Genomic DNA, 17,031 nt, shown 5'->3' on the forward strand with positions numbered 1-17,031 from the left:
CGGCTATCCTCGGCCGCATGGTGGACCCCTCGGGATCGCCGATCCGGATGGCCGATCGGCAGCGCGCCCGCCGCAGCGAGCTCGTCAAAGAAGAGGTGGTCGAGGCCGCCCTGGCGGAGTTCTCCGAACGCGGATATCACCAGACGTCCATCGCGCATATTGCGGAGCGGCTGGGCACAGGGCACTCGATGTTCTATCGATACTTCACCAACAAGCGCGACATCCTTGAGCATGTTGTCCAGCACGCCACACAGCGCACCATCGAAACTCTCAGTCGTACGCTGCCCGGCAGCATCACGTCGCTCGACGAATTCCATGATTTCGCAGTTAATCTCGGGCTTGCGTATATCGGCATGGTGGTCGCCGATCCACGTCTGTCACGCTTGATGCTGCAGCAGGGCGCCGCGGTGGATGCGGAGATGACCGCGCAGTTCTGCCGCGTATTCGACGCCGGGGCTTCGGTTCTCGCCGGCCTATTGCGCGATGGCATCGAATCCGGTTATGTCCGAGCAGATATTGACATCGAGGCCGTCGCAGATTCGGTGGCCGGGATTCCGCTGGGCATCCTTGCCCGCTACGGGCATGAACCCGACCAGGACATTCTCGCAGCGAGAGTTCGCGCCACCGCCGACCTCGTATGCCGCGGTATCGCACCCTGAGGGGAATACGCCCCTACCGGTGAGTGTTTTCCGCGGCTGTGAACACTTTCACCGTCGGCGACGCGACCATCACGCAGCTGACCGAGCGCGCGGTGTGGCCCATCCCGCCACGTGATTGGTATCCGGCCATCAGCGCAGGGCAGTTCGCCTTCGCCCGGGCAGCCTACGCACCCACGGCTGTCTCGGAGGACGGTACCCAGCTGATCTTCTCCATCCACAACTACGTCATCGAGTTAGGCGATGCGGTGGTGGTCGTCGACACCTGCTCGGGCAATCACAAGAATCGGCCCTTCTTCCTGGACCTGCACATGCTCGATACCGACTACCTGACCCGCCTCACGCGGGCGGGATTCGATCCCGACGATGTCGACATCGTCATCAACACCCATCTTCATCTGGACCATTGCGGGTGGAACACGCGATTGACCCAGGGCACCTGGCGGCCGACTTTCCCGAACGCCACCTACCTCTTCGATTCCACTGAGCTGAAATACATTCAGACACAGTGGGAATCGGCTCCGACGGAGCAGTGGACCGACGGCGGCGGCTGGGTCTATCAGGACAGTGTGCTTCCGGTCCTCGAACACGCAACACACGTTCTTGTCCAGCCAGGTCATCAGATCCACACCCACGGCGCTACCCGCATCACCGCCCTGGACGCCGCCGGACACACGCCCGGACACCTCGCCATCGAGATCAGCACCCCAGACGCCGGTGTAATCATCGCCGGCGACGCACTGCACCACCCCATGCAGGCGCAGTTTCCAGATCTGCCCTTTTTCGCGGATGCCGATCCGCTCATGGGCATCGCCGCACGTCGCTCACTGCTGGGGCGGTGCGCCGATGAGGGCCTTCAACTTCTCACGGCGCACTTCCCGGCACATCTACCGCTCGGTGTCCGTCGGAGCGGTACCGCGTTCGAATGGGACGGCCCGCAGGCCATGCGGTAAGTCGGTGCCTTGGCGTGTCCGCTAGAACGCGGCGCCCACCACGGGTCCCGCCCCGGCGGGCTGCGGAATCTGCACGGATTCCAGCAGCCGCTCCAGCGCGGCCTCCACGTCGGCCTTCCAACCGAGCCCGCGGTCGAGCTCTAATCGCAGTCTCGGGAAATGCTGGTGGGGCGCCACCACGGTGAAGCCCACATCCTTCAGGAAATCCACGTCGATCATGCACTGCTCGATGGTGCACTCGCCCAACACATCTGCGGCGTCGGCGAATCTGGCCGTCGTTGAGCCTCGCGGGCGAAGAGGATCCGACCCTGGACCTTCGCACAATTCCAGCGCCTCATTGGTCCGGCCGAACGCCTCCAGTGCCCGCACGCCACGACGCACCAACTCGGCGACGACGTTGGCGATGATGCTGTGCGGCAATCCGTCTGATTCATGCCCGGGCTCCACCCCCAGGGAAGTCAGCAGGACTGCATCCGCGCTGACCGGGGCCGTGGGGAACAACTGAGCTCGCGGCACCACACCGGGCGGTGCGTACAACGCGTACCCCACGGTGGACTGTCGAGATGGCGGGCCGGTGACCGCGACCTGACCGCACGATCCCCACTCGAGCATGACCATCGACAGCCACGCTTCCTTCTCGAACTCGGGGTCCGACAGGTGCTGACCATCTCCGACGGTAGCGGGGTCCACTTCCCAGAAGACACACCGCCGGGCGTGCTTGGGCAGCTGCTCGAAACCATCGAGCCGCAAAGGAACGATCCGAGCCGACACTGGTCTTGTACGCCTCCACGTCTGGTCAACATGGTGCGCGGTACGCCTCATGCGTCCGGCAACCCCTCAAGGATATGCGAAATTTCTGGTTTGGCACCCGCCGGCCCCGTCGTGCTGCGCCGAAACCGTCACCGGAGCCGCGGCCGAGCAAAGGGCCGCCCCGCAGCGCCGAAAACCCTTATTTACCAACCGCTTTCGCGACTTGGCCGGATTTTGGCGGGCTTCACGTCACTGTGACGTTTTTCCCCTGTGGGTTAGGACGTGGCCTCGCCGGACATCATGTCGACAATTCGCTGCAAATCCTCGACCGAACCGAACTCGACGACGATCTTGCCCTTGCGCTTCCCCAGGCTCACCGTCACACGGGTGTCGAAGGTACCCGACAGTCGCTCGGCGACATCCTGAAGACCCGGCATCTGGATCGGCTTGCGACGCGGAGCCGGCTTGGGGGCATCGCTGCGGTTCGCCAGCGTCACCGCCTCCTCCGCGGCACGCACCGACATCCCCTCCGCCACGATCCGGGCGGCGAGCTCCTCCTGCGCCTCGGCTCCACCATCGAGGGCGAGCAGCGCACGCGCATGTCCGGCCGACAGCACACCCGCCGCGACCCTGCGCTGTACCGCGATGGGCAGACGCAGCAGTCGGATCATGTTGGAGATCACCGGTCGCGACCGGCCGATCCGGGCGGCCAGTTCCTCGTGCGTTACTTCGAACTCATCGAGAAGCTGTTGGTAGGCAGCGGCCTCTTCCAAGGGGTTCAGCTGTGCCCGATGGATGTTCTCGAGCAGTGCATCGCGAAGCAGATTGTCATCGGCCGTCTCGCGGACGATCGCCGGGATGGTGTCCAGGCCCGCCTGTTGGGTGGCGCGCCACCGCCGCTCCCCCATGACCAATTGATAGTCGCCGCCCTCAGCCACGCGCACCACGATCGGCTGCATCACGCCGAACTCGCGGATGGAGTGGACCAGCTCGGCGAGCGCCTCCTCGTCGAACACCTGGCGCGGCTGCTTGGGATTGGGCTTGATGGCCGTCACCGGGATCTCGCGGTAGACCGCGCCGATATCGACCGATGGCGCCGCCGGAGCCGTGGGCCCGCCACCGATGACCACATCGGCCGCCGCGTCGCCCAACCGTGGGCCCGACGGGGTGGGCGAGCCGTCGACCGGTGCGGTCGGGATCAGGGATGCCAGGCCTCGGCCGAGTCCGCCCTTACGCCGTGATGCTGGCGACTGACTCATCGGTTACTTCTCCCTTTTCGCATCCACTCGGTACACGTGATCATCTTCCCGTAGCGCACGCCGCTCATTGCGGATCACTCGCCGACGGGCTCGGGCGCTGCGCGAGTTCACGCGCGGCATCCAGGTAACTCAGCGCACCACGTGAACCCGGGTCGTACTCGAGGACACTGGTCCCGTATCCCGGCGCCTCGGACACCTTGACGCTGCGCGGGATGACCGAGCCCAGCACCTTCGGGCCGAAGTGACTACGCACCTCATCTGCCACCTGATCCGCGAGCTTGGTCCTGCCGTCATACATGGTCAGCAGAATCGTCGAGACATGCAGCGCGGGATTCAGGTGCGCCTGGACAAGTTCGATGTTGCGCAGCAGCTGCCCCACACCCTCGAGTGCGTAGTACTCGCACTGGATGGGGATCAGCACTTCGTTCGCGGCGACGAGCGCGTTGACCGTCAACAGACCCAGAGACGGCGGGCAGTCGATGAAGACGAAGTCGAAGGCGTCGGCGGGCAGCCCGGCGATCGCACCGCGCAGCCGTCCTTCACGAGCGACCATCGAGACCAACTCGATCTCCGCGCCGGCGAGGTCGATCGTCGCCGGGACGCAGAACAGGTGCTCGCTCTGCGGGCTGGATTGAATGGCGTCCTTGATGGGGATCTCGCCGAGGAGAACCTCGTAAGAGGACGGGGTGCCCGCACGGTGATCCGCGCCCAGCGCTGTGCTGGCGTTGCCCTGGGGATCGAGGTCGATCACCAGAACATTGAGCCCCTGCATCGCCATCGCCGCGGCGAGGTTCACCGCGGTCGTGGTCTTCCCGACGCCACCCTTCTGGTTGGCGATCGTCAGCATCCTGCGATGCGCCGGCTTCGGAAGTCGCACCGATCCTTGCTTGATTTGGGTCGCGCGCTGAGCGGCCGCACCGATGGGAGTCTCCGACTCCTCGAAGTTGGTGGGCGATCGGTGGCCGTCACCCACTGCGCCGGTTTCACGTGAAACATCGTCGCTACTCACTGTCGTCTCCTTGATCGGATGCTCATCGGCTCCGCTTTCGCATCCCGCCGCGGGAGCTCCCCCGCCGACGGTCTCCGCCGCATTCTTTCCGCCGCGCGACCACCACCGTGGTGGGCGGATCGAGGTACCGCGTGCCACATTGCACCACCCTCACATCGTCGGCACCGAGCAGGCTCAGCGCACTACCGAACTGCTGCACTTCTTCATCGGCGCGATCACCTTTGATCGCCAGCATGCGTCCGCCGACCCGCGTCAAGGGGAGGGACCAGCGGCCGATCTTGTCGAGTGCCGCGACCGCCCGAGAGGTGACCGCGTCCGCCCCGCCAACCGCCGCCACGACACTCGGCTCCTCAGCCCGACCACGCATCACCGATACGTTGGTCAGCCCCAGTCTCTCGATCATTTCACGAAGGAAGTCCGTGCGGCGCAGCATCGGCTCGACGAGAACGATATCTACATCGGGGCGTGCGATACCCAACGGAATGCCCGGCAGTCCGGCGCCGCTGCCGACATCGATCACTCGCTCCGCGGGGTCGAGCAGCTCGCCCAGGACCGCGCTATTGAGAATGTGGCGCTCCCACAATCGGTCGGCCTCGCGGGGCCCAATCAGACCCCGCTCCACACCAATCGTGGCGAGCGCGTCGACGTACTCGATGGCGACCGGAAGTCGCTCACCGAATACCTCGGCTGCGGCCTCCGGCACCGGGAGGGTCTCGCCGTGTTTCACGTGAAACATTCCTCCCGGAGCGCGGCCGCAGAATTACATGGATGAGATTTGGTGGCGGTCAGTCGTGCAGGACGACAACGCGGCGCGACGGCTCGACGCCTTCGCTCTCGCTGTGCACGCCATCGACAGCCGCCACAGCGTCGTGCACGATCTTGCGCTCGAACGGGGTCATCGGCGCCAGCTCCTCACGCTCACCGGACTCCAGCACCTGCTGAGCGATCTTGGTGCCCAGTGCCGCGAGCTCGTCGCGGCGCCGACCGCGCCAGTTCGCGATGTCGAGCATGAGGCGACTGCGCTCACCGGACTTCTGCTGCACGGCCAGGCGGGTCAGCTCCTGGAGCGCGTCGAGCACCTCGCCCTTGCGGCCCACGAGCTTCGTCAGATCGCCGCCACCATCGATGCTGACGATCGCGCGATCGCCTTCCACATCCAGATCGATGTCACCATCGAAGTCGAGGAGGTCCAGGAGCTCCTCGAGGTAATCGCCGGCGATCTCGCCCTCGGCAACCAGACGTTCTTCGAGATCTCCGGTACGTGTCTCACCCTCGGGTGCGGCGTCGACCTCGGCGGTGGTCTCCTCGGCCTGCGTGTCCAGATCAGTCATCGTTCTTCTCCTTTGTCACGCCCGTGCAGAATCGCGGGCGGTTAGCGCTTGCGGCGACGGTCGGGCCGAGCACCCGGCTTCGGGGTGCGGCTCGTCGTGCCTGATCCATTTGTGGAGTTCGGGGAAGCCTGTCCCCCGGTGTCCTCGTCCGCACCATCGGACTCCGCAACCTCGACGCCATCTGCGTTGTTGTCGGACTCGTCTGCTTGTTTGGTCGCCTGGTTCTTGCTGCCGCGTGTTGGCTTGGCACCCGGCTTCGGGGCGTTGGCCGCCCGCCGCTCCAGATCCGCCTGCTTCTTCTCTTCTTCTTCTTTGGCGATGTTGTTGAAGACATAGTGCTGCTGCCCGAACGTCCAGATGTTGTTCGCCACCCAGTACAGGATGATCGCCAGCGGCAGGAAAGGTCCGCCGACCACCACGCCCAGCGGGAAGACGTACAGCGCCAACCGGTTCATGATTTGGGTCTGCGGGTTGGCTTGGGCCTCAGGGCTCTGACGCGCGATCGATGCCCGGCTGTTGAAGTAGGTCGCAACACCCGCGAGGATCATCAATGGCACCGCGACGCCCGCGACGGCCCACCTATTGAATTCGGTGAAGGCGTCCAGACCTGTCGTCTGAATCATGGTCGCGCCCAGCGGCGCCCCGAACAGGTTGGCGTCCAGGAAGTTGGCTACATCGCCCGCGCTGAAAATGTAGTTACCGGTGGCGCGGTTCGCCTCCACCGACATATGCACCTGGCCGAAGCCACCGGTAGTTCGGTTGAACGAGCGCAGCACATGGAAGAGGCCCAAGAAGACCGGAATCTGCGCCAGCATGGGCAGGCATCCCAGGATCGGGTTGAAGCCGTGATCGCGCTGCAGCTTCTGCATCTCCAGCGCCATGCGCTGGCGGTCGTTCTTGTACTTCTTCTGCAGCGCCTTGATTTGTGGCTGAAGCTCTTGCATCTGCCGCGTGGTCCGGATCTGCCGCACAAACGGCTTGTACAGAATCGCGCGCAGGGTGAACACGAGGAACATCACCGACAGCGCCCACGCGAAGAAGTTCTTCGGACCCAACAGGTACGCGAACAGCTTGTACCAAACCCACATGATCGCCGAGACCGGGTAATAGATGAACCCGAGACTGAACCAATCAAACATCCGCTGTACTCCTCCGCACGCTCGCGTGCTCTACGTCCCCGTGCTTGGTATGGCGTTCAGGGATCGGATCCCACCCACCGTGATGCCACGGCCCACACTTCAGTAAGCGGATTGTCGCCAACCAACCGCCGCGGACCAGTCCGTGCACACTCAGTGCCTCGACCGCGTACTGACTACAGGTCGGCATAAATCGACAACTCGGCAACCGCATCGGCGAGATCCAGGTCTGGTACAGGCGGATCAGAAAGATCACGGCCCGCGCCGGACGGCTCCTCATCGCTGCCGTTCTGGCGTTGGTTCCTGCCGTCGTACCGATCGATCGATTCCGTCCCGCAATTGCTGACGCAGACTGGCCGACAGTGCGGTGCCGCTGCTGGGCAGTGCCCTGATGACCATGCGATCAACCGGTTCAAGTCCGGGCAACACTTCTGCGGCGACATGCCGAAGCCGGCGGGACACCCGGTGGCGTACCACTGCTCCACCGACCGACTTTCCGACGATCAGACCGATCTTGGGACCCTCAGCCTGCCCGGGTATAGAGCCCACGCACCCACGCTGCAGGTGAATCACCAAATCCGCGTGGGCACTTCGCACTCCACGCTTGACGGTCTGCCGGAATTCGGATGATTTAGTCATCCGGTGTCGAGTCGGTAACACCGACTACCTACCCGCGCCCGAAACTCAGGCGGTCAGTTCCTTGCGGCCCTTACGACGCCGGACCGCAATGATCGCGCGGCCGGCGCGGGTGCGCATGCGCAACCGAAAACCGTGGGTGCGCGCACGACGCCGATTGTTTGGCTGGAAGGTCCGCTTGCCCTTTGCCACCGCTACTACTCCTTCATGTCCGTCACGCCCTCAACTGACATCACTCACGCCGCTCGTTCACGACGCACGCGATGTGCTGAGACGCATCAGTCCGTTGGTACTTCTCACTCGCCACCGGCGCGGTGCCTACGGAATCTCGGGTTTCATCCCTGATGACGTGCGGTTCGCGGCCGAGCCGCCAACGTTCGGGCGACTGTTTGAGGGTACTGACCTGCTCGTCGCCGGTCAAACTGATCACAGTCGTCACACGCGTATCCCCTCTGCACAGGAGTCTGTCACCTTTACGAAAGTTGTCACCGATGTCTCTGGATCGGTTGGCAGCGCGGAACAAAAACTGTTAGCTTCTGCGAATGCCGTTTCCACCGGGCGAACACATCGGAACCACCCACACGGGCCGATGCCGATCGCGGTCGGACACCGACTAGCCGGTCCCCCGGAACAGGTGATCTGACGTGATCTCCTGGTATGCGCACACTGATCACCATCATGGTGGTCTGCTTTGTTGTCCACAGGTGTGGATAACCGTGTGGAAAGCCACGACCGATCATTGAAAAGGGGCTAATGTCGACGTGTCCCCTCCAGTAAGAGAGATGCTCGCCGTTGACTGATGAACTGAATTCCCAGTTCACGGCGGTATGGAATACCGTCGTCGCAGAGCTCAACGGTGACGACAATCAATATCTGTCCAGTTTTCCGCCGTTGACGCCGCAGCAGCGCGCCTGGCTCACTCTGGTCAAACCACTCACGATGGCCGAGGGCTTCGCGCTGCTTTCCGTGCCGTCCAGCTTCGTGCAAAACGAGATCGAACGACACCTGCGCGGACCCATTGTGGAGGCTCTTTCCCGGAGGCTCGGCGAGAACGTCGAACTGGGTGTCCGGATCGCGGCGCCAGCTCCTGGCGAAGATCCAGAGGTCGCCGGAGCAGCTCCAGAACTCGAGCTCGACGAGGTTGACGAGACCACCGAGGCGCTTGCTAGCGCACACGAATCGTGGCCGTCGTACTTCATCAACCGTCCTGGCGGAGCCGACAAGGCAGAAACCCCGGACACGAGCCTCAATTCGCGCTACACCTTCGAATCTTTCGTCATCGGCGCGTCCAACCGGTTCTCCCACGCCGCCGCCGTCGCCGTTTCCGAAGCCCCCGCTCGGGCCTACAACCCGTTGTTCATCTGGGGCGAATCCGGGTTGGGCAAGACGCATCTGCTCCATGCCGCGGGCAACTACGCCCAGCGCCTGTTCCCCGGTATGCGTGTCAAGTACGTGTCCACCGAAGAGTTCACCAACGACTTCATCAATTCTTTGCGCGATGACCGTCGGGTCGCGTTCAAACGCAGCTACCGCGACATCGATGTTCTCCTGGTCGACGACATCCAGTTCATCGAGGGCAAGGAAGGTATCCAGGAAGAGTTCTTCCACACCTTCAACACCTTGCACAACGCCAACAAGCAGATTGTCATCTCCTCGGACCGGCCGCCGAAGGGCCTGGCCACCCTCGAGGACCGGCTGCGCACCCGCTTCGAATGGGGTCTCATCACCGATGTCCAGCCCCCCGAACTGGAAACTCGGATCGCGATCCTGCGCAAGAAGGCGCAAATGGATCGGCTCGACGTCCCCGACGACGTGCTCGAGCTCATCGCGAGCCGGATCGAGCGCAATATCCGTGAGCTTGAAGGCGCCCTGATCCGGGTGACGGCGTTCGCATCGCTGAACAAGTCCCCCATCGAGTTGTCGTTGGCCGAGATCGTGCTGCGCGACCTCATCCCGGACTCCAACGCCATCCAGATCAGCGCGGCCACGATCATGGCCGTCACGGCCGAGTACTTCGATACCACCCTGGAAGAGCTTCGTGGGCCCGGTAAGACGCGGGCGCTGGCACAGGCACGCCAGATCGCCATGTACCTGTGTCGCGAGCTCACCGACCTGTCGCTGCCCAAGATCGGCCAGACGTTCGGGCGCGACCACACCACCGTCATGTACGCCGACAAGAAGGTACGCGGCGAAATGGCTCAGCGGCGTGAGGTTTTCGATCACGTCAAGGAGCTCACCGCGCGAATCCGTCAGCGGTCCCGCCACTGACCCAGTTGCTCACCTAACCCGGCCCGCGTGGCCGGGTTTTTTGTCGCGCCGCACCCATTCCGGCCCTCAACACGCGCGTATTTCAAGACTTTTCAACATTTTTCTCGACGATTTTTTGTCACCTCGTGTGGCTCACACGTCACATCCACACCAGTGAAGGTTGTGCACAGGACTGTGGACTGCTGTGGGGCAAACCTGGAATCGATTGGGAGTTGCTGAACGAACGACATCTGGTCCACACCCGCCGGCTGAGAACCGCGTCTGAATCCACAATCCCCCTGACACCCCGGCAAGGCCTCTGTCGTGCGACAACACTTGTCTGTCCACAGATTCCACAGCACCTACTAATACTGCTTAAATCTCTATCTAATCTTCCTCTTTAAAAGCAGCTGTGTGGATGGACGCGTCAACATGGTTGGTCGAGCCGGTAACCGAGCGATGGACGAAAGGGATCTTTCGAGAGACCGATCCGCTTTCCCGATGCGTCGAAAGCATCTACGGTTGTGCTTCGGAAGCCGCGTGGCCAGTCGGCTTCCCACTCCGAGTGACAGGACTTGTGCACGGTGCCCCGGCCCATGCCGGACGGCCGCCGATGCGCTGTCAACACTGTCACCCGGACGTGCCACGATGGCTATCAGGGATTTTTGTGTGAAGACAGTCCGACCTGGACGACGAGGAAGCGAAGGGTATTCATGGATCTTGCGAGCCCCACTGCCGCAGACACCAGCCTGAAGTTCAGGGTCGCGCGTGATGACTTCGCCGATTCGGTGGCGTGGGTCGCGCGGAGTCTGCCCTCCCGGCCGACGGTTCCGGTGCTGGCGGGTGTGCTGCTGACCGCGCATGACGGCGGTTTGAGGTTGTCGGGCTTCGATTACGAAGTTTCCTCACAGGTACAGGTGCCGGCCGAGGTCGCAGCCTCCGGTAGCGCGCTCGTATCGGGCCGACTGCTCTCGGATATCACGCGATCACTGCCCAACAAGCCGGTCGATGTAGCCCTGGAGGGCACGCGGCTGCTGATCAGCTGCGGAAGCGCGAAGTTCTCGCTGCCGAGCATGCCGGTCGAGGATTACCCGGCACTGCCTTCGCTGCCGGAGGAGACAGGTGCGCTGGGTGCGGACGTGTTCTCGGAGGCGATCGGTCAGGTCGCGGTCGCCGCGGGCAAGGACGACACCCTTCCGATGCTTACCGGTATTCGTGTTGAAATCAATGGCGACACAGTGGTTTTGGCGGCAACCGACCGATTCCGCTTGGCGGTTCGCGAGCTGAAGTGGACCTCGGGCGTAGGTGAGATCAACGCCGCCGTGCTGGTACCGGCCAAGACGTTGTCCGAAGCGGCAAAGTCGGCATCGAGCGGGTCAGATGTGCAGCTTGCGCTAGGAGCCGGTTCGGCCATCGGATCCGAGGGCCTGCTCGGAATTGTCAGCAACGGCAAGCGCAGCACCACCCGCCTCCTTGACGCCGAATTCCCCAAGTTCCGCCAGTTGTTGCCGACCGAGCACACCGCCTTGGCGACGATTGCCATCGCTGAGTTGGTCGAAGCCATCAAACGTGTTGCGCTGGTTGCTGATCGTGGAGCGCAGATCCGGCTGGAATTTGAGCCAGGGCTGCTGCGTCTGTCGGCGGGCGCTGACGATGTGGGTCGCGCCGAGGAAGAGCTGGATGTTGAGTTCGTTGGTGAACCGCTGACCATCGCCTTCAACCCGACCTACCTGACCGACGGGCTGGGGTCGCTGCACTCGAGCCGGGTGACTTTCGGTTTCACCACACCCAGCCGCCCGGCGGTGCTGCGTCCTGCGGAAGACGATCAAAGCTCCCCAGAAGGCACCGGGCCGTTCACGGCAGCGCAAACTGACTATGTGTATCTATTGATGCCGGTGCGCCTGCCCGGCTAGGGCTTGCGCCCCAAACGGCATACGTACTGGTCATCGGAGGTTATGGGTCATGCAGCTAGGTTTGGTTGGGCTGGGCAAGATGGGTTTCAACATGCGCGATCGGCTGCGGGCCGGCGAGCATGAGGTCATCGGGTACGACCCCCGACCGGAGGTCACCGATGTGCCCTCGCTCAAAGCGTTGGCGGAGGCACTCGAGGCGCCTCGTGTTGTGTGGGTGATGGTGCCGTCCGGGCCCGTCACTCAGCAGACGATCGCCGAGCTCGCTGACGAGTTGTCGGAAGGCGACCTCGTCATCGACGGCGGTAATTCACGGTTCACCGAGGATAAGCCCAACGCAGATTTGTTGGCCGCCAAGGGAATTGGATATATCGACGCGGGTGTCTCCGGCGGAGTGTGGGGTAAGGACAATGGTTACGGATTGATGGTCGGAGGCAGTGACGCCGACGTCGCGCGTGCGATGCCGATCTTCGACACGTTGCGGCCGGAGGGCGACCGTGCGGACGGTTTCGTGCATGCCGGACCGGTGGGTGCGGGCCATTACGCGAAGATGATCCACAACGGCATCGAGTACGGGCTCATGCATGCCTACGCCGAGGGATACGAGCTGCTGGCCGCCGAGCCGCTGATCACCGATGTGCAGGCCGTGCTGCAGGCCTGGACCAAGGGCACTGTGGTGCGATCCTGGCTGCTGGATTTGTTGGCCAAGGCGTTGAAGGAAGACCCCGGCTTCGACGCGATTTCGGGATACACCGAGGATTCCGGCGAGGGCCGCTGGACGGTGGAAGAGGCCATCAACCACCGGGTTCCGGTTCCGGTTATCGCAGCATCTTTGTTCGCGCGATTCGCCTCGCGGCAAGAGGATTCGCCCGCGATGAAGGCGGTTTCGGCACTGCGCAACCAGTTCGGTGGCCACGCGGTCAAGCGCGTCGGTCTCTCCGGCTAAGGCAGGCGCGTGGACTAGGTGTACGTACGACAGCTGGGATTGCGGGATTTCCGGTCGTGGGAGCGAGTCGACCTGGAGCTCGAGCCCGGGCGCACGGTGTTCGTGGGACCCAACGGCTACGGCAAAACGAATCTCGTTGAGGCCCTGTGGTATTCATCCACTCTGGGGTCTCACCGGGTAGCTACCGATGCACCCCTAGTCCGCAACGGTGCCGAGCGCGCGGTCGTATCGACCATCGTCGTGAACGAGGGTCGAGAGCTGGCTGTCGACCTGGAAATTGCCGCGGGTCGGGCCAACAAGGCCCGGATCAACCGATCTCCTGTTCGCAGTCCCCGGGAGATCGTCGGGATCCTGCACGCGGTGTTGTTCGCACCCGAAGACCTGTCCCTGGTGCGCGGCGACCCTTCCGATCGGCGGCGCTTCCTCGATGATCTGTTGATTCAGCGCCGGCCCCGAATGGCGGGTGTGCGTGCCGACTACGACAAGGTGCTCCGGCAGCGCACCGCGCTGCTCAAGACCGCTGGGGCAGCCCTACGGCAACGCAACGATCAAAGCGTGCTGGACACCCTCGACGTGTGGGACGGGCATCTCGTGGCCCATGGCGCCGAATTACTTTCTGCCCGTATCGAATTGGTGGGTGAGTTGCGGCCGCTGGTGGAGAAGTCGTATCAACTGCTGGCGCCGGCGTCGCGGCCCGCGGATATTGCGTACCGCAGCAGCGTGGCGGGCGTCGAGGGGGAGCTGTCGGTGCAGCATCTCGCGGACGCGTTGCACGCGGGGTTGGTGGCCAAACGGTCGGCGGAGATCGAGCGAGGCGTCTGCCTGGTGGGACCGCATCGCGATGACCTGGAACTGCGGCTGGGGGACGGACCGGCCAAGGGGTTCGCCAGTCACGGGGAATCGTGGTCGTTCGCGTTGGCCTTGCGCTTGGCGGCCTTTGACCTGCTCCGCTCCGACGGCACCGATCCGCTCCTGATGCTCGACGATGTATTCGCGGAATTGGATGGCGCCCGGCGTCGGTCTTTGGCCACCGTGGCCGCCGATGCGGAGCAGGTTCTGGTGACGGCGGCAGTTCCCGACGATGTTCCCGAGGAATTGTCGGCACGCACCGTTACCGTCGGTGTGCAGGAAGATTCCTCGGGACGAAAGTCGGTGGCGTATGAGTGAGGAAGAGGCCTGGCCGCCGGAGCATTTGGCCGGGGTGACCGGGATGGATTTGGTGCGCCGGGTGCTTGAAGAAGCCCGCGGTGCGGCTAAGCAGCAGGGCAAAGACGTCGGCAGAGGCGGTAGATCTCCCCAGCAGCGCCGCACGGTGGCTGGAGGGCGACGCACCTGGTCGGGCCCCGGTCCCGATGCCCGAGACCCACAACTGTTGGGAAGGGCCGCAGGAGATTTGGCGAACCGGCGCGGATGGTCCTCGCGGGTGTCCGAGGGCGCCGTGTTTGGACGGTGGGACGCCGTCGTCGGTGAGCAGATCGCCGCACACGCGACACCGACCGCCTTGAACGAGGGTGTGCTGACGGTGGCTGCGGAGTCCACGGCGTGGGCGACACAGCTGCGGCTGGTGCAGGCACAGCTGCTGGCGAAGATCGCGGCGGCCGTCGGAGACGGTGTGGTGACCAGTTTGAAGATCTCCGGACCGACCGCGCCGTCCTGGCGCAAGGGCCCCCGGCATATCGCCGGACGCGGTCCGCGCGACACCTACGGCTGAGGGCTCATCGCCGCGTCGCGCGATGGAACCGGCGTCCAGAGCGTCCTGACACGGGTCAATCCGAGATATGCGACGGACGGCGTAAATAGAGGGGATGAAACATGCCCTGAAACTAGGTGCCGTCGATACAGACCAGTAGGATGGTGCTAACACGGATCGCTGGGTCTATGGCCCGCGAGAGTCGTTACTTCCAGACAGGAGACAAAGTCGATCGTGGCTGCGCCGAAGAAGAGTGCCAAGAGCGAATACAGTGCCGACTCGATCACCATCCTAGAGGGGCTCGAAGCGGTCCGGAAACGCCCGGGCATGTACATCGGGTCCACCGGTGAGCGCGGTTTGCACCATCTGATCTGGGAAGTTGTCGATAACTCCGTCGATGAGGCAATGGCCGGGTATGCCACCACCGTCGAGGTGACGATGCTTGAGGACGGCGGTATCCAGGTCAAGGACGACGGCCGCGGTATCCCGGTGGCCATGCATGCCTCCGGAATCCCGACTGTTGACGTCGTTATGACGCAGCTGCACGCCGGAGGCAAGTTCGACTCGGACTCCTACGCAGTGTCCGGCGGTCTGCACGGTGTGGGTATCTCCGTGGTGAACGCGCTCTCGACAAAGGTCGAGTTGGAGATCCTGCGCGACGGGCACGAGTGGCAGCAGGTGTACACCGCGTCGGTGCCGGGAACGCTGCAGCAGGGCGCCGCCACCAAGAAGACGGGCACCACGGTCCGATTCTGGGCGGATCCGAACATCTTCGAGACCACTACCTACGACTTCGAGACGGTCGCCAGGCGTTTGCAAGAGCAGGCCTTCCTCAACAAGGGCCTGACCATCAAGCTCACCGACGAGCGAGTGAGCAACGCGGATGTGACGGACGAAGTGGTCAGCGATACCGCTGAGGCACCCAAGACAGCAGAAGAGCAGGCTGCGGAATCAGCTGCGCCGCATAAGGTTAAGAACCGCGTCTTCCACTACCCCGACGGCCTGGTCGACTTCGTCAAGCACATCAACCGCACCAAATCAGCTATCCACTCCACCATCGTCGACTTCTCCGGCAAGGGCGAGGGCCATGAGGTGGAGATCGCGATGCAGTGGAACGCCGGCTACTCCGAATCGGTGCACACCTTCGCCAACACCATCAACACCCACGAGGGCGGTACGCACGAGGAAGGATTCCGCGCGGCGCTCACGACGGTGGTCAACAAGTACGCCAAGGAGAAGAAGCTCCTCAAGGAGAAGGACACCAACCTCACCGGCGATGACATTCGTGAGGGCTTGGCCGCGGTCATCTCGGTGAAGGTGGGCGAGCCGCAGTTCGAGGGCCAGACCAAGACCAAACTGGGTAACACCGAGGTCAAGTCGTTTGTGCAGAAGGTGTGTAACGAGCAGCTGCAGCACTGGTTCGACTCGAACCCCGCCGACGCGAAAACTGTTGTGAATAAGGCGGTTTCGTCGGCGCAGGCGCGCATTGCGGCGCGCAAGGCACGCGAGCTGGTCCGCCGGAAGAGCGCCACCGATATCGGCGGGCTGCCCGGCAAGCTGGCCGACTGCCGCTCCACCGATCCGTCTAAGTCCGAACTGTATGTGGTGGAGGGTGACTCGGCCGGTGGTTCGGCCAAGAGCGGCCGCGACTCGATGTTCCAGGCGATTCTGCCGCTGCGCGGCAAGATCATCAACGTCGAAAAGGCCCGTATCGACCGGGTTTTGAAGAACACGGAAGTTCAGGCGATTATCACGGCGCTGGGCACCGGTATTCACGACGAGTTCGATCTCGCGAAGCTCCGGTATCACAAGATCGTGCTGATGGCCGACGCCGATGTTGACGGCCAACACATTTCGACGCTGCTGCTGACGCTGCTGTTCCGGTTTATGCGCCCGCTGGTCGAGCACGGCCACATCTTCCTGGCGCAGCCGCCGCTGTACAAGCTCAAGTGGCAGCGCTCCCTGCCCGAGTTCGCGTACTCGGATCGCGAGCGCGATGGGCTGATGGAAGCCGGGCTCAAGGCCGGCAAGAAGATCAACAAGGACGACGGCATCCAGCGATACAAGGGTCTGGGCGAGATGGATGCCAAGGAATTGTGGGAGACCACCATGGATCCGTCCGTGCGCGTGCTGCGTCAGGTGACCCTCGATGACGCCGCCGCCGCCGACGAGCTGTTCTCGATTCTGATGGGCGAGGACGTCGAGGCGCGGCGCAGCTTCATCACCCGAAACGCCAGGGACGTGCGCTTCCTCGACGTGTAGTGGTCGCCAGCCGAACCGGCGAGATAGTTGCGGATTCAATTTGATCTTAAAGTTCAGCGTCGACACCGAGAAGCTGGCTGGTTTGGCGGGGGCGTCCAAGATCTAGCGGCGTACATCGGCAAGGTGCAGAGGCTCGTCGATTCGATGGAGGGCCGAAGAACGGGTGGGAGGAGCTTGGAAGTGCCCAGATTCCACCTCTAAGTACTTGAGACGCCGGTATGCCAGATTCGGTTCCATCGAATTTGC

The 17,031-nt window shown here is 63.4% G+C and carries 19 protein-coding genes; 9 read left to right on the plus strand and 10 right to left on the minus strand.

From position 1 onward, the window contains the following. Positions 1–17: 17 nt before the first annotated feature. The gene (locus B4394_RS09100; RefSeq protein ID WP_078312423.1) at positions 18–659 is read left to right on the plus strand and encodes a TetR/AcrR family transcriptional regulator; all 642 of its coding nucleotides are present in this window, start codon (positions 18–20) and stop codon (positions 657–659) included. Between the two features lie 23 nt (positions 660–682). Beyond that, entirely contained in the window at positions 683–1,609 is a 927-nt protein-coding gene (locus B4394_RS09105) for an MBL fold metallo-hydrolase (protein ID WP_078312424.1), read from the plus strand. Positions 1,610–1,630: 21 nt separating this feature from the next. Here the strand turns inward: B4394_RS09105 and B4394_RS09110 are convergent, their stop codons facing one another. From B4394_RS09110 to B4394_RS25680, 10 genes are all read right to left on the minus strand, one after another. Continuing rightward, a complete protein-coding gene (locus B4394_RS09110) occupies positions 1,631–2,380 on the minus strand; it encodes an acetyltransferase (RefSeq protein WP_078312425.1) in 750 nt (249 codons plus the stop codon). A 254-nt stretch (positions 2,381–2,634) separates the two neighbouring features. Further along, on the minus strand, positions 2,635–3,618 hold the full coding sequence (locus B4394_RS09115) for a ParB/RepB/Spo0J family partition protein (RefSeq protein ID WP_078312426.1): 984 nt from the start codon (positions 3,616–3,618) through the stop codon (positions 2,635–2,637). A 64-nt stretch (positions 3,619–3,682) separates the two neighbouring features. After that, on the minus strand, positions 3,683–4,591 hold the full coding sequence (locus B4394_RS09120) for a ParA family protein (RefSeq protein ID WP_212566664.1): 909 nt from the start codon (positions 4,589–4,591) through the stop codon (positions 3,683–3,685). Positions 4,592–4,649: 58 nt separating this feature from the next. Next, positions 4,650–5,363 (minus strand): 16S rRNA (guanine(527)-N(7))-methyltransferase RsmG, encoded by a 714-nt coding sequence (rsmG, locus tag B4394_RS09125; RefSeq protein ID WP_078312428.1) that lies wholly within the window; start codon positions 5,361–5,363, stop codon positions 4,650–4,652. A 49-nt stretch (positions 5,364–5,412) separates the two neighbouring features. Continuing rightward, positions 5,413–5,958 carry a Jag family protein gene (locus tag B4394_RS09130; protein WP_078312429.1) on the minus strand — a complete coding sequence of 182 codons (546 nt, stop codon included), beginning with the start codon at positions 5,956–5,958 and terminating at the stop codon, positions 5,413–5,415. A 41-nt stretch (positions 5,959–5,999) separates the two neighbouring features. Further along, a complete protein-coding gene (yidC, locus tag B4394_RS09135; protein WP_078314817.1) occupies positions 6,000–7,097 on the minus strand; it encodes a membrane protein insertase YidC in 1,098 nt (365 codons plus the stop codon). Continuing rightward, positions 7,090–7,374 (minus strand): membrane protein insertion efficiency factor YidD, encoded by a 285-nt coding sequence (yidD, locus tag B4394_RS09140; RefSeq protein ID WP_078289708.1) that lies wholly within the window; start codon positions 7,372–7,374, stop codon positions 7,090–7,092. Before yidD ends, yidC begins: the two co-directional genes overlap by 8 nt. Next, on the minus strand, positions 7,371–7,754 hold the full coding sequence (gene rnpA, locus B4394_RS09145) for a ribonuclease P protein component (RefSeq protein WP_078314819.1): 384 nt from the start codon (positions 7,752–7,754) through the stop codon (positions 7,371–7,373). The genes yidD and rnpA overlap by 4 nt, the downstream gene beginning before the upstream one ends. Before the next feature lie 24 nt (positions 7,755–7,778). Continuing rightward, a complete protein-coding gene (rpmH, locus tag B4394_RS09150) occupies positions 7,779–7,922 on the minus strand; it encodes a 50S ribosomal protein L34 (RefSeq protein WP_030097696.1) in 144 nt (47 codons plus the stop codon). 40 nt (positions 7,923–7,962) lie between these two features. Beyond that, positions 7,963–8,169 carry a hypothetical protein gene (locus B4394_RS25680; RefSeq protein ID WP_286142011.1) on the minus strand — a complete coding sequence of 69 codons (207 nt, stop codon included), beginning with the start codon at positions 8,167–8,169 and terminating at the stop codon, positions 7,963–7,965. On the opposite strand from B4394_RS25680, the gene B4394_RS09155 reads away from it, so the two are divergent. The 7 genes from B4394_RS09155 to gyrB all read left to right on the plus strand — a co-directional run bounded on the left by B4394_RS09155 (position 8,068) and on the right by gyrB (position 16,785). Next, positions 8,068–8,373, plus strand: a complete 306-nt coding sequence (locus B4394_RS09155; protein WP_286142007.1) for a hypothetical protein — start codon at positions 8,068–8,070, stop codon at positions 8,371–8,373. The two genes, B4394_RS25680 and B4394_RS09155, sit on opposite strands and share 102 nt — an antisense overlap. A gap of 149 nt (positions 8,374–8,522) precedes the next feature. Beyond that, positions 8,523–9,998, plus strand: a complete 1,476-nt coding sequence (gene dnaA, locus B4394_RS09160; protein WP_078289696.1) for a chromosomal replication initiator protein DnaA — start codon at positions 8,523–8,525, stop codon at positions 9,996–9,998. 692 nt (positions 9,999–10,690) lie between these two features. Next, positions 10,691–11,890, plus strand: coding sequence for a DNA polymerase III subunit beta (dnaN, locus tag B4394_RS09165; protein WP_078314821.1), 1,200 nt, complete (start codon positions 10,691–10,693; stop codon positions 11,888–11,890). 49 nt (positions 11,891–11,939) lie between these two features. Next, a complete protein-coding gene (gnd, locus tag B4394_RS09170) occupies positions 11,940–12,833 on the plus strand; it encodes a phosphogluconate dehydrogenase (NAD(+)-dependent, decarboxylating) (protein ID WP_078312434.1) in 894 nt (297 codons plus the stop codon). A gap of 18 nt (positions 12,834–12,851) precedes the next feature. Beyond that, positions 12,852–14,000 carry a DNA replication/repair protein RecF gene (recF, locus tag B4394_RS09175; protein ID WP_078314822.1) on the plus strand — a complete coding sequence of 383 codons (1,149 nt, stop codon included), beginning with the start codon at positions 12,852–12,854 and terminating at the stop codon, positions 13,998–14,000. Continuing rightward, positions 13,993–14,544 carry a DUF721 family protein gene (locus tag B4394_RS09180; RefSeq protein ID WP_078312436.1) on the plus strand — a complete coding sequence of 184 codons (552 nt, stop codon included), beginning with the start codon at positions 13,993–13,995 and terminating at the stop codon, positions 14,542–14,544. The genes recF and B4394_RS09180 overlap by 8 nt, the downstream gene beginning before the upstream one ends. Before the next feature lie 213 nt (positions 14,545–14,757). Next, positions 14,758–16,785, plus strand: a complete 2,028-nt coding sequence (gene gyrB, locus B4394_RS09185; protein WP_078314823.1) for a DNA topoisomerase (ATP-hydrolyzing) subunit B — start codon at positions 14,758–14,760, stop codon at positions 16,783–16,785. The last annotated feature ends 246 nt before the right edge of the window (positions 16,786–17,031 follow it).

The organism is Mycobacterium sp. D16Q16, from assembly GCF_002013745.1.
Lineage (GTDB): Bacteria > Actinomycetota > Actinomycetes > Mycobacteriales > Mycobacteriaceae > Mycobacterium.

Bases quoted from the DNA above. Each gene is read 5' to 3' on its own strand.
- B4394_RS09100 (WP_078312423.1), top strand. From the start codon at position 18: ATGGTGGACCCCTCGGGATCGCCGATCCGGATGGCCGATCGGCAGCGC.
- B4394_RS09115 (WP_078312426.1), bottom strand. From the start codon at position 3,618: ATGAGTCAGTCGCCAGCATCACGGCGTAAGGGCGGACTCGGCCGAGGC.
- rsmG (WP_078312428.1), bottom strand. From the start codon at position 5,363: ATGTTTCACGTGAAACACGGCGAGACCCTCCCGGTGCCGGAGGCCGCA.
- B4394_RS09130 (WP_078312429.1), bottom strand. From the start codon at position 5,958: ATGACTGATCTGGACACGCAGGCCGAGGAGACCACCGCCGAGGTCGAC.
- yidC (WP_078314817.1), bottom strand. From the start codon at position 7,097: ATGTTTGATTGGTTCAGTCTCGGGTTCATCTATTACCCGGTCTCGGCG.
- yidD (WP_078289708.1), bottom strand. From the start codon at position 7,374: ATGAGGAGCCGTCCGGCGCGGGCCGTGATCTTTCTGATCCGCCTGTAC.
- dnaN (WP_078314821.1), top strand. From the start codon at position 10,691: ATGGATCTTGCGAGCCCCACTGCCGCAGACACCAGCCTGAAGTTCAGG.
- gnd (WP_078312434.1), top strand. From the start codon at position 11,940: ATGCAGCTAGGTTTGGTTGGGCTGGGCAAGATGGGTTTCAACATGCGC.
- B4394_RS09180 (WP_078312436.1), top strand. From the start codon at position 13,993: ATGAGTGAGGAAGAGGCCTGGCCGCCGGAGCATTTGGCCGGGGTGACC.